This window comes from Enterococcus sp. DIV1537a (assembly GCF_051712085.1).
Taxonomy (GTDB): Bacteria; Bacillota; Bacilli; order Lactobacillales; family Enterococcaceae; genus Enterococcus; species Enterococcus faecalis.
Genome location: NZ_JBIOOE010000001.1, coordinates 2213810 through 2226129, shown reverse-complemented (window position 1 = coordinate 2226129; position 12320 = coordinate 2213810). Strand labels below are relative to the sequence as shown.

Here is a 12320-nt window from a genome sequence, read left to right as displayed (position 1 = left end):
TTGTATAAAGCATAAAAGGAGCAAAGAAAATGAAAAGGAAAACAATCCGAATACTACTAATCAGTAGCGGGCTTATTTTAATCCTACTGGTAGGTTACCGTTTGTATCTAGAATATCAAACAGATATTCAATTATTTTTGAATCCTAAAGCCAGTAAGACACAATTATTAGAGCGAATTCGTTCACATGGTTTTTCAGCAGCGCTGTTGTTAGTTTTTTTGACCGCGATCATGTGTGCAGTACCAGGGATTCCAACCTCGGTAATTGGTGTGATTGCAGGATTGAGTTTTGGTCCCTTCAGCGGCACACTCATTAACGTTTTAGGGAATAGTTTGGGAAATTTAGTTGCAATCTTTTTGATGCATCATATAAAATTTTTAGATAGAAAAACGGAGACCAATCATTGGGTCCAGTCCATTCGACGGATGAAGCATCCAAAAATTGGGATTATGGTGGGCTACATGATTCCAATTATTCCTTCTTCTGTGATTAATTTTGCTGCGGATACTATGCAGTTGCCATTAAAAAATTTAATAGCCGCTATATTCATTGGTGTAATTCCTTCCTCAATACTTTACGCATGTGGAGGCGAAGCACTATTTCATGGATATAATAAAACGGCAGTATTGTTAATTGTGAGTGTTCTTTTGTTCGTTGGCTTGGTGGTTATTATTGAGAAAGATAGAAAAAGATTTCAAAAAACTGTTCTTTAAGAACGGTTTTTTGTGCATTTGAACAATAAATCCTGTTAAATTTACAATTTTAAAAAGAAAGGACTTTGATAGAATGAAAGCGTAAACAATTTAAGGAGCTGATTTTGAATGCCAGATATTACAATATCTTGGGTTGCTGCAATTTTAGGATTAGTTGTAGCGATAGTATTAATTTTGAAAAAATTTAATCCTGTGTATTCCTTGTTTTTTGGTGCAATTGTTGGTTGTCTTATTGGAGGCGCTTCCCTGTCAGATACAGTCGCTGTTCTATTAAACGGAACACAAAGTATTATGGGAACCGCAATCCGTGTTTTAGCAGCCGGTATGTTGGCGGGTGTGATGATGGAATCCGGTGCGGCAGAATCAATTGCCAACGCCATTGTACAAAAGCTTGGCGAGAAAAAAGCTATTTTATCTTTGGCATTATCTACAATGGTAATTACAGCTGTGGGCGTATTCATTCCTGTTGCAGTGTTGATTGTTGCCCCGATTGCTCTATCTGTTGGGAAAAGTACGGGTATCAGTAAGTTATCATTATTGATTGCCTTATCAGGTGGCGGCAAAGCGGGCAATATTATTTCGCCTAATCCAAATACTATTGCAGCGGCGAACGGCTTTGATTTACCTCTAAGTGACGTTATGATTGCTGGCTTTATTCCAGCCGTATTTGGCTTAATTACAGCTGTTGTTCTTGCAAATATCATGAGAAGTAAAGGATCAATGGTCAAAGAAACGGATCTTGTGGAGGAACAAACAAAAGAATTATTACCTTTGAAAAAGGCGTTAATCGCGCCAGTGTTAGCGATTGTCTTATTATTACTTAATCCGATTGGCGCCGTTTTAAATATTTCTTTCATCAAAAGTTTGAATATTGATGCTCTGTATATTTTGCCGTTCGCTTCAGTTGTTGGGACAATTGCGATTGGGCAAACAAAACAACTGGCCTTTTATGCATCTTCTGGCTTGAAGAGAGTAACCGATACCGTTTTAATTTTAATTGGTGCAGGCGCAATTGCTGGATTAATTTCTGTTTCTGATTTATCAACACAAATTGTCCACTTAATTTCTGTTATGGGAATTTCTGGAACCTTCTTGGCACCGATTTCTGGTATTTTAATGGGCTTAGCAGTTGGTTCAACATCCACAGCGGTTATTTTAGCGACAGGTTCTTTTGGGCCAGCGATTTTAGATATGGGCACATCTTCACTTTCAGCAGCAGTCATGGTGCATACTGGGGCAACTGTGATTGATAGTGTTCCTCAAGGCAATTATTTCCATATTACGGCACAAAGTATGAATATGACGATTAAAGAAAGAATTCGAGTGATTCCTTATGAAATGTGTGTCGGTGGGGTAATGACGATTGTTGCAACCATTTTATATGGCTTTATTTTAAACTAGTTGGAAAGTAGGCGCGAAAAGATGACGAAAAAATTTGTTTTGGCTCCAGACTCATTTAAAGAAAGTATGAGTGCAAAAGAAGCCTGTCTGGCAATGGAAAAAGGGATTTTAGCTGTATTTAAAGATGCAGACATTCAACACGTCCCGATGGCAGACGGCGGGGAAGGAACGGTGGATTCCTTAGTGGATGCAACAGGAGGCACAAGAGTACCAGTGCGTGTGGCAGGACCGCTTCCTGATCAAATCGTTGAAACCTATTACGGCTTATTAGGTGACCAAGAAACGGTGGTCATTGAAATGGCGAAAGCCAACGGAATTGAATTGGTCAAAGCAGCAGAACGTAATCCCTTGATCACTTCTACTTATGGTACAGGAGAAATGATTCAACATGCGCTCAATCATGGGGCAAAAAAAATCATTATCGGCATTGGTGGTAGCGTGACAAATGATGGGGGTGCAGGTATGATTCAGGCACTTGGTGCGCGTTTGTTAGACAAGGAAGGGCAAGAATTGACACGTGGCGGTGGTGCATTAGATAAACTGGCGCAGATCGATTTAACACAGTTTGATCAACGTATTTTTGCTACCGAAGTTCTAGTAGCAAGTGATGTGAATAACCCACTAACAGGGCCAACAGGGGCGTCTCATGTCTTTGGTCCGCAAAAAGGTGCGACAGAAGAAATGGTGGCTCAATTAGATAAAAACTTAGCCCATTATGCAGCGATTATCAAAAAAGAGGTCGGTATTGATGTTGAGATGATGCCAGGCGCAGGAGCTGCTGGTGGTTTGGGTGCAGGGTTACTAGCATTCACAAAAGCTCAGTTACGCCCAGGGATTGATATTGTCGTAGAAGTGAATCAATTAGAAGAAAAAATAAAAGCTGCTGATTATGTCTTTACTGGTGAAGGCGGTATGGATTTTCAAACAAAATTCGGCAAAGCCCCTTATGGCGTCTCACGTTTGGCCAAGAAGTATCAAAAACCGGTTTTCGCTTGTGCTGGCTATATCGGCAAAGATGTGGATGTCCTCTATGAAGAAGGGATGACGGCTATTTTTGGAATTTTGGCCAAAGCCGAACCATTGGAAGCAGCATTGAAAAATGGACCAGTTAACTTAGAAAGAACCGTTGAAAATATTGCTCGTACATTACAGCTGGTGCCTTGTGACTAAGAACTAGCCATGGTATCATCAGTAATGAAAGCTGAAATAAAAATGTTCAGTCGTTGATCTGAAGAATTAAGCGTTTGGGACATAAGTCATTGCGGCTTATGTCCCAAACGCTACTCGCTTTTTAGAAAGTTGGCGATAGCAATGTTAAAATTAGACAAAATCCAAGCAAATAAAATTGTTGAAAAGTTAATGGCGGATATTCCTTATAACATCAATATTATGGATGAACGAGGAAAAATTATTGCGAGTGGAGATTCTGCTCGAATTGGGGAGCGCCATCGTGGTGCAGAAAGAGCCATCAATGAACGGAAAAATATTGAAATTTATAAAGATACTTCTTTAGAGAAAAAAGGCACCAATGAACCGATTATTTTGAATGATCACATTTTAGGTGTCGTAGGCATTTCAGGAGAACCAGACGAGGTGCGCAAATTTACCAAGCTTGTGCGCTCGATTGTTCTTTTACTGACAGAAGAATTAAATACACAACAAGAACGCGAAAAAAAGAAGAAACAAAAAAATCAGTTTATCCAGCACTTAATGCATGTTGATTCTGCTTACTCAGAAGCCTTAAAATTTGAAGCGTTGGAACTATATAACCTTCAATTAGATGACCAGAATCATTGTGTACTAACCAAGGACAAGCGCTTATTATCCAGTTATTATCCTGGCCATGAAATATTTGAATGGGAAAATTGTTATCTGGTGATTACTTCTGAACCACCTCAGATAACAAAGCCAGTAACAGAATACCTTGTAATAAGTTCGGAAAAAGCCACGATTCAACAAATGGTCCAAGAGGCACAAAACACGTATTTACTTCTATCGTTTCTCCAATTAGAAAAGGCTAAGTTTTACCAAGCAGAAGATTTTTTCATTCAAGGAATTTTTAATTTTCCTTTTCATATTGAATTGGATTTTTTTGAAACCATCCAGACGATTTATGATGAATACTATGAAACCGTTATTTTTTTCGCCAATCATAACTTAAACATCAATGAAACCTCACAAGTATTACATATCCATCGAAATACATTGAATTACCGCTTGAAACGAATTCATGAATTGACGGGGATGGATCCAAAAGTTTGGCAAGATTTTTGGAAATTGTTCTATTATTTTGCCTATTGCTTTAAAGAACGTTTTGAAAAGTAGTGAGGAGCAGGAATGCTTGTTTGTTAAGCAAGTGTCAGCATATTTTTCGCCAGAATCAAAAATATCTTTTATAATAATTGTAAGGAATCAAACGATTTAGATATCAATGAGGAGTGGTACCAGTGAAAAAAGCAGTTTTAATTGTTAACCCCAGTTCTGGTGGTGAAAAAGCCAAAGAATTTGAAACGTTAGCAGAAGAAAAATTAAAACAGTTATTTGATGAAGTTGTAGTGAAACAAACAGAAAAAGGCGGCGATGCAGAACAATTTGCCCGTGAAGCTGCGGAAAGTCACTTCGACAGTGTTTTCGTAATGGGGGGAGATGGAACCGTTAATGAAGGAATTAGCGGGTTGGCAGAACAAGCTTACCGCCCAAAATTTGGCTTTTTTCCTTTAGGAACGGTGAACGATTTAGCGCGAGCCTTGAATTTACCGATGGATCCTGAAGAGGCGATTCAACAATTAGATTTAGAAAAAACCAGTGCTTTAGACGTGGGGAAAATCAATGACGACTACTTTATGAATGTCGTTGCGATTGGGACGATTCCAGAGTCAATTAACGACGTGGACGTTGAACAAAAAACGAAGTTAGGAAAACTCGCTTATTTTATTTCAGGTGCCAAACATTTAGCGAATGCTCAAACGTATCCTTTTCATTTAAGCTTGGATCAAAAAGAACAAACCATTGAAAGTAGTACCGTTTTAGTTGGCTTAACGAATTCAATCGGTGGGTTTGAAACATTATTACCAGAGGCCCAAGTGGATGATGGCAAACTTCATTTAGTTTATTTAAAAGATCAATCATTGTGGGATGCAGTAAAAGCAGTCCCAGATTTGTTAAAAGGTGTCGACCAGTCCACTGATAATTTAGTTTACCTAACCTTTAAAGAAGGAACAATCTCCTTAGAAAACCAAGAAGAATTAACCACTAATGTGGATGGTGATGAAGGAGCTGCTTTGCCAATTACGCTGGAAATTTTGCCTAAACACTTGACGGTCTATTGCGGTGAAGAACAAACAAAATAGCTGATTTTTTGAGAAAAGCTGGAACATTTCTATTTGTTTAAAAAACAGATAAGTTCTGGCTTTTCAAATCATCTAAAAGAGAATCAATCAGGGGCTATGCTATACTTTGTTTCTACATATTGATAGATAAGGGAGTTAATGAGATGAGAAGAAAAAAACATAAAAACAAAAAGAAACAAGAACTTTTTGAAGAGATTGAAAAACAAGAATTAGCAGAACAAGAAACTAAGCAATTGAATGAAGAAATCGAAGACCCAGAATTTCGTTCTTTTTTTCAAGATGTCTTGAAAAAATTTCCACAAAAAACGTCTACGGCCATAATGAATGCTTTCGCAACTTCTAAAGGTAAAGCAGAACAATTAGTGACGAACAGTCAAACACAACTCGACAAAGTATTTGATGAATTTTTGGCTGGTGTTTCACCTGACGTGAAAAAGAAAAGTCATCAAACGATTCATTTTGCTGCATTGTCAGCAGCAATTATTGGGTTTTCGCCAATTCCATTTTCGGATGCTTTTTTACTGGTACCTGTTCAATTAACTATGATGTCACGGCTGCATAAAATTTTTGGTCAGTCTTGGTCTGAAAGTTTAGGTAAAAGTTTAACCAAAGAATTAGTAGTGGTTAGTTTAGGTAAGAGCGCAGTCGGGAATATTCTAAAAGTGATTCCTGTTGTCGGAACTGTGACTGGTGGCATGGTCAATGCTTCAGTTGCGGTAGCAATTACGGAAGCGCTTGGCTGGGTGACCGTCAAAATGTTAAACGATGGTGTTGATATCTTTGATGATGTGATGTCTTTCAAAGGACAATTTTCAACATTATTTAAAGCCATCCAAAATGCTAAAAAGAAATAATCGCTGTATCGATTAACTAGGGTGAGACACATTTAAACTTTTTTAAGTAATTCGTAGCAAATTTCCAAGGTTTTCGTCACAAATTATTCACAGGTTCTCGTTAATATATAAGCATACCAACAAAACACCCAACATAAACACTTTTCATTTTTACTCCTCAAGTAAAAATAACTCCTTTCCACTCAGTCTACCCAACTGAGTGGTTTTTTTGCGAAAAAAGAGGGCGTTGAACAATTTGTTCAACGCCCTCTTTTAATAGATGGGGAAGTCATTTGTTAAGAATTATTTTTTCCATTCTGCTACTTGGTCTTTATGTGAATCAACCCAATCACGTGCAGCTTCTTGTGGGTCTTTGCCTTCGTTAATTTCTAACATGACAGATTCCATATCCTTAGTTGTCCAATGGAAATTATCTAACACTTTGTAAGCTTCTGGTTGATCTTCTTTTAGGCCTTGGCGAGCCATTGTGTGAATCGCTTCTTCGCCGCCCATAGTGCCTTTTGGATCAGCTAAATATTTTAAATCATATTTTGCAAACATCCAGTGAGGAGACCAGCCAGTAATAACGATGTCTTCGTTGTTTTTAATTGCTTGTCCTAAGGCGACAGTCATGGCACCTGATGAAGAAGTTTCAACAGACCAATCTTTCAAATTAGGATAAGCTTCTTTAGTTTTCTCTGCTGCTGCAACAACACCAGCCCCAGGTTCAATTCCAGTAATCTTTTTCCCAGCTTGATCAGATAAATCTTCGATAGAATCAACATCCATATAAGAAGGGACGACAATTCCTAGCTTCGCGCCTTTAAGGTTTTCACCAAGGTCGTCTAATTTATCTTTATATTGTTTATATTGCTCTGCGTGAGTTCCTGGCAGCCACGCACCAACCATGGCATCTGTTTCACCATTAGCTACAGATTCCCACATAATTGCGTTATCTAAAGGAGTCGTTTTAACATCATATCCCATATCTTTTAAGACTTCGGTAACCACATGTGTGGAGGCTACTTCGGTATCCCATTCCACATAAGAAAGGGAAATTTGCTTATCATTTGTTGTTGTAAAAATTGAAGCACCAACTAAGCCAGCGACAATTACAACAACCGCTGCAATAATCCCGTATTTTTTCTTTTTAGAGGTGGCACCAGCTGCTTTAGGGGCTGCTTTTTTATTATTTAAATGTTGAGTAAAACGGTCAATGATAATCGCTAAAATAACTAAAGCCACACCATTTACGAAACCGTTCCCGACTTGTGCACGTTGTAAAGCGGAAAGGACGCCACGTCCTAATCCAGGCGCACCAATCATTGAAGCAATAACTACCATTGATAGGGCTAGCATGGTTGTTTGGTTAACACCAGCCATAATCGTGTTTTTGGCTAAAGGTAATTCTAGTTTGAATAATTTTTGCCAGCCAGTACTACCGTAAGAATCAGCTGCTTCAACAAGTTCATTTGGCACTTGTCGAATTCCTAAGTTCGTAAAGCGCACGGTTGGTGGTAAAGCGAAGATAACAGAGGCGAAGACCCCAGGAACCATACCAATTCCGAAGAATGCAACGGCTGGAATCAAGTAAACGAAACCAGGCATTGTTTGCATGAAGTCCAAAATCGGTGTAATAATACTCTTGGCTTTTTCACTTTTCGCCATTAAAATCCCTAGTGGCACACCAATGATAATGGAAATAACACTAGAAAGTAAAACTAACGTAACGGTACTCATTAAATCGTTCCATAAGTTTTGATTATAGATAAACATTAAGCCGATAAACGTGAATAAACTTAAGCCGATTTTTTTATTAGAAATAAAGAAAGCAGCAATCGTTAATAGCACAATCAGCACAAGTGGTGGTACGGCTGTTAGTAAGGCAGTAATGTTGTCCATTACACTTTGACCAATTGTTTGTAAAAAGCTGAATAATCCAGCAAATGTTGAAGTTAACCAATCAGTAAAACTTTCAACCCAAGACGCGACAGGTAATTGATACTTATTCATGTTCGTTCACCTCTGTTTCTGCAAGTGCTTCAAGTACGCTACCACGGATGACCACGCCTAATAGTTTGCCGTTATCAGTCACGGCAAGAGGTGTTTGTGCATCATAAATCAGTGGGAAAATATCATTCACTAACATATCTTTGTCGATTGTTTGAATTTCTGGATCCACACATTCTACAAGAGAAGTCCCGTTTTTACGCGCTTCTAAAGCTTTTTCTGCGCGTACAACGCCTTTTAGTTGGCGTTTTTTATCCACGGCAAGTAACATACTCACTTCTTCTTGACGCATCCGTTTTAAAGCAACAGTTGGGCCATCAATTTCAATGTTAGTAGTTAAAGCAGGTACCATAATATTTTGGGCAGTTAAGACTTTTGAACGATCCACATCTTCCACGAAGGTTCGCACATATTCGTTGGCTGGGTTGGTTAAAATTTCTTCTCCAGTCCCAATTTGCATAATTTGACCATCTTTCATCAAAGCAATCCGGTCGCCGATTCGTAAAGCTTCATTCAAATCATGTGTGATAAAGATAATGGTTTTTTTGACATTTTCTTGTAAATCTAATAGTTCGTCTTGCATTTCACGACGAATTAACGGATCAAGAGCAGAGAACGCTTCGTCCATTAATAAAATTTCTGGATCGTTAGCCAAGGCACGAGCAAGGCCGACACGTTGTTGCATCCCACCAGATAATTGACTTGGTAATTGGTCTTTAAAAGCAATTAAGCTAGAATTTTCTAAGGCTTTTTCAGCTTTTGCTTGGCGTTCTTCTTTAGGAACACCACGAATTTCTAAACCATATTCCGTATTTTCTAAGATAGTTCGATGGGGGAAAAGACCAAAGTTTTGGAAAACCATGCTCATTTTATTTCGACGTACTTCACGTAATCCTTCTTTATCTAAAGAAGAAATATCTTGTCCATCAATATAAATATTTCCTGAAGTTGGTTCAATCAAACGATTTAATAAACGAATTAATGTTGATTTCCCACTTCCTGATAACCCCATAATAACGAAAATTTCGCCTTCTTCAACTTCGAAATTTACATCATAAACACCGACTGTGGCACCCGTTTTTTCTAAAATTTCTGTTTTGCTTTTGTTGGCACGAATCATTTCAAGTGCCGGTTTGGTTTTCTTACCAAAGATCTTGGTAAGGTGATTTACTTTTACTTTTGGCAAATCATTGTTCCTCCTCATTAAAAAAAGTGACTACATCAGACTACTATAAAGTTGTCACTTTGTCAAATTAGATGAAAATCTTTCTGAAAATGAAGAAAAACAGTATTTTAACTAGGTTTTATAGTGGTTTTTTATGAAAAATAGAAATAATAAATAAAAAAAGTGACTATTTACCGCAAGATAAGTAGTCACTTTTTTGTTTAAGGATAAAAGAAATTCTGCACTCGTTGTAAGGTTGATTCGTCATGTCCAACAAAATAAAGTGTGTCGTTCAACGAAATCTTTGCATATGGACCAGGTGAGACCAGAAGCTCTTCTTTGTGTTTGATGGCGATAATCGTTGCCGAAGTGTTTTGCCAAAAATTCATTTCGCTAATCGTCGCCTCAAGATAAGCAGCTTCTTCTGTTAAAACTAATGAATAAGGATTCATTGGATTGAAAGAATCAAAACGCTTTGTTTGTTCAACAAGAGTATCTAGAATGCTAGAAAAATGAGTAAGTTCTTCTTTTTGTTTCGCTACGCTATCTAGCAATTCTTCTTTAATTTCAGCAATCGTTTGAACGTCTTGATATTGTGTCACAAAGTCCTGCGCTTTTTCTTTTGATGCCACATAGAAGCCGCTGCCGTGTTTGGCTTTAACGATTTCTAAATCGACTAAAACGATAATGGCTTTGCGGGCTGTTTCTGGCGACACTTGGTATTGGTTAGCTAGGGTGGAACGGGCATGGATTTTATCTCCAACATGTAATTTGCCTTCTGCAATTTTTTCCGCAACATCAACGGCGATTTGTTGATATTTGGGCTTCGTTAAACTGATTTTTTTGGAAGCCATAGTGAATCCCTCCGTTAATTGTTATTTTCCATTTCTTCTAATTCTAAACTGAAATTTTCCCATTGCTCAAGTAGTTCATCTTGTTGCTGACGAGCGTCATCTAATTGTTGGTTTAAAGCCAGCAATTCAACATGATTTTCTAGAATGTCTGGTTGACTCATTTGTGCTTCTAATTGTGCAATTGTCGTATCTAACTGAGCAAGATTTTCTTCGACTTGTGTTATTTTTCTTTGCAAAGTACGGAGTAATTTTTGTTGCTCCTTGTTTTGATAAAAGGTATTTTTGGCTGTAACTGGTTCGGGTTTTTTCGCCGCTTCTTCATTAGCTAAGAGGGCAGCGATTTCTTCTTCCTCTTGTTTCTTTTCTAAATAATAATCATAGTCGCCTAAATAAAGTTTGCTGCCTTTTTCAGAAAGCTCAACAACTTTTGTTGCAATTCGATTGATAAAGTAACGGTCATGGGAAACGAAGAGGATGGTTCCTTCATAATCAATCAGCGCATTTTCTAAAACTTCTTTATTATCGATATCCAAGTGGTTGGTTGGCTCATCGAGAATCAAGAAATTGTCACGATCCATCGCTAATTTTGCTAATGCCACACGTGCTTTTTCGCCACCGCTTAATAAAGGAATCGTTTTTTCAACATCATCTCCACTGAAGAGAAAGCCGCCTAAAATACTTCGAATCTCTTTTTCAGGTGTGGTTGGGTGTTCATCCCATAATTCCGCTAAGACCGTTTTATTGCCATGTAAATTGGCTTGCTCTTGGTCATAGTAACCTACAGAAACATTGGTGCCAAAAGTTTTACTTCCTTTAATGAAAGGAATGCGGTCAATAATTGATTTCAAGAGAGTGGATTTACCAATTCCGTTCGGTCCGACTAAGGCAATGGCTTCTTTGCGACGAATATCCAAGTGAATAGGTTCGGATAAAATATGTTCTTGGTCGTAACCAATGGCGGCATCTTCGACTTGTAAAACAACATTTCCCGAAACTTTTTCACTATCGAAAAGAAAATGCGCCGATTTTTCATCTCCTTGAGGTCGGTCTAAACGGTCCATTTTTTCTAATACTTTTCGGCGACTTTGTGCACGTTTCGTTGTAGATGCACGAACCAGATTTTTGGCAACGAAATCTTCTAACTTATTGATTTCTTCTTGTTGCTTTTCATACGCTTTCCATTCACTGGCTAATTGTTCTGCTTTTAACTCTAAGTATTTGGAATAGTTTCCTTTGTAGTGAGTCATTTTTTTGCGGCTCAGTTCATAAACTTCATTAACTACCTTATCTAAAAAATAACGATCGTGGGAAACAATTAATAGGGCGCCGGCATAACTTGGCAAATAAGATTCCAGCCAAGAAAGCGTCTCGATATCTAAGTGGTTTGTAGGCTCGTCCAGAATTAAAATGTCTGGTTTTTGTAAAAGCATTCTCGCTAATGCAAGCCGGGTTTTTTGACCACCAGATAAGGTTTGAATATCTTTCGTGTAAAAGGATTCATCAAAGCCAAAGCCGTGAAGGACTGAGCGAATTTCATTTTCATAGCCGTAGCCATTTTTTTCAGAAAACGTATGTTGCAATTGATCGTACTCTTTTAAAATTCCTTCATAAACGGAGGTGGTTGGCTCCATTTCACTAATTTTGGTTTCTAATTCTCGCATACGCTGTTCCATTTCTAGGATGTCAGCAAAGGCTTTTGTCATTTCTTCCCAAACGGTTTTATCTGATTCTAAGCCGGTATTTTGAGCTAAATAACCTAACGTAGCAGTTTTATTTTTGGCAATGGTTCCGCTATCGGGAGCATCAATGCCTGCAATGATTTTTAAAAAAGTCGATTTTCCAGCACCATTACGACCAACTAAGGCAATCCGACTTTTTGTTGCAATTTCTAAATGTATGTTTTCAAACAATGTTTCCGAGCCAAAATGCCGGGCAACTTGATTTGCTTGTAATAAAATCATCAGTAGTCCTCATTTCTAAATTCATTGCCCTTA

Annotated in this window: 10 protein-coding genes; 6 read left to right on the top strand and 4 right to left on the bottom strand. The window is 38.0% G+C overall.

Annotated features, from left to right (window positions below; all coding sequences use genetic code 11):
* Positions 1-29 precede the first annotated feature (29 nt).
* The 6 genes from IGJ41_RS10935 (at position 30) to IGJ41_RS10910 (ending at position 6318) form a co-directional block, all read left to right on the top strand.
* Entirely contained in the window at positions 30-713 is a 684-nt protein-coding gene (locus tag IGJ41_RS10935; RefSeq protein WP_002368872.1) for a TVP38/TMEM64 family protein, read from the top strand.
* Between the two features lie 108 nt (positions 714-821).
* Entirely contained in the window at positions 822-2114 is a 1293-nt protein-coding gene (locus tag IGJ41_RS10930; RefSeq protein WP_002359581.1) for a GntP family permease, read from the top strand.
* 21 nt (positions 2115-2135) lie between these two features.
* Complete coding sequence (locus IGJ41_RS10925; RefSeq protein ID WP_002356517.1) at positions 2136-3284, top strand: glycerate kinase; 1149 nt, start codon at positions 2136-2138, stop codon at positions 3282-3284.
* A gap of 141 nt (positions 3285-3425) precedes the next feature.
* Positions 3426-4439: a CdaR family transcriptional regulator gene (locus IGJ41_RS10920; protein WP_002374210.1), complete on the top strand. Its 1014-nt coding sequence runs from the start codon at positions 3426-3428 to the stop codon at positions 4437-4439.
* A gap of 122 nt (positions 4440-4561) precedes the next feature.
* Positions 4562-5464 (top strand): diacylglycerol/lipid kinase family protein, encoded by a 903-nt coding sequence (locus IGJ41_RS10915; protein WP_010713166.1) that lies wholly within the window; start codon positions 4562-4564, stop codon positions 5462-5464.
* A 119-nt stretch (positions 5465-5583) separates the two neighbouring features.
* Positions 5584-6318, top strand: a complete 735-nt coding sequence (locus tag IGJ41_RS10910; protein ID WP_002384134.1) for a YcjF family protein — start codon at positions 5584-5586, stop codon at positions 6316-6318.
* 282 nt (positions 6319-6600) lie between these two features.
* On the opposite strand, the gene IGJ41_RS10905 is transcribed toward IGJ41_RS10910, so the two are convergent.
* The 4 genes from IGJ41_RS10905 to IGJ41_RS10890 form a co-directional block, all read right to left on the bottom strand.
* Positions 6601-8310 (bottom strand): ABC transporter permease/substrate binding protein, encoded by a 1710-nt coding sequence (locus tag IGJ41_RS10905; RefSeq protein WP_438714429.1) that lies wholly within the window; start codon positions 8308-8310, stop codon positions 6601-6603.
* Positions 8303-9493, bottom strand: a complete 1191-nt coding sequence (locus IGJ41_RS10900) for a quaternary amine ABC transporter ATP-binding protein (protein ID WP_002388977.1) — start codon at positions 9491-9493, stop codon at positions 8303-8305. Before IGJ41_RS10900 ends, IGJ41_RS10905 begins: the two co-directional genes overlap by 8 nt.
* Before the next feature lie 200 nt (positions 9494-9693).
* Entirely contained in the window at positions 9694-10326 is a 633-nt protein-coding gene (locus tag IGJ41_RS10895) for a GntR family transcriptional regulator (protein WP_002356525.1), read from the bottom strand.
* Between the two features lie 14 nt (positions 10327-10340).
* Entirely contained in the window at positions 10341-12287 is a 1947-nt protein-coding gene (locus IGJ41_RS10890) for an ABC-F family ATP-binding cassette domain-containing protein (protein WP_002365037.1), read from the bottom strand.
* Between the last annotated feature and the right edge of the window lie 33 nt (positions 12288-12320).

Excerpts from the sequence above, each read along its gene's own strand:
- IGJ41_RS10935 (WP_002368872.1), top strand. The coding sequence starts at position 30 with ATGAAAAGGAAAACAATCCGAATACTACTAATCAGTAGCGGGCTTATT.
- IGJ41_RS10930 (WP_002359581.1), top strand. The coding sequence starts at position 822 with ATGCCAGATATTACAATATCTTGGGTTGCTGCAATTTTAGGATTAGTT.
- IGJ41_RS10925 (WP_002356517.1), top strand. The coding sequence starts at position 2,136 with ATGACGAAAAAATTTGTTTTGGCTCCAGACTCATTTAAAGAAAGTATG.
- IGJ41_RS10920 (WP_002374210.1), top strand. The coding sequence starts at position 3,426 with ATGTTAAAATTAGACAAAATCCAAGCAAATAAAATTGTTGAAAAGTTA.
- IGJ41_RS10905 (WP_438714429.1), bottom strand. The coding sequence starts at position 8,310 with ATGAATAAGTATCAATTACCTGTCGCGTCTTGGGTTGAAAGTTTTACT.
- IGJ41_RS10895 (WP_002356525.1), bottom strand. The coding sequence starts at position 10,326 with ATGGCTTCCAAAAAAATCAGTTTAACGAAGCCCAAATATCAACAAATC.
- IGJ41_RS10890 (WP_002365037.1), bottom strand. The coding sequence starts at position 12,287 with ATGATTTTATTACAAGCAAATCAAGTTGCCCGGCATTTTGGCTCGGAA.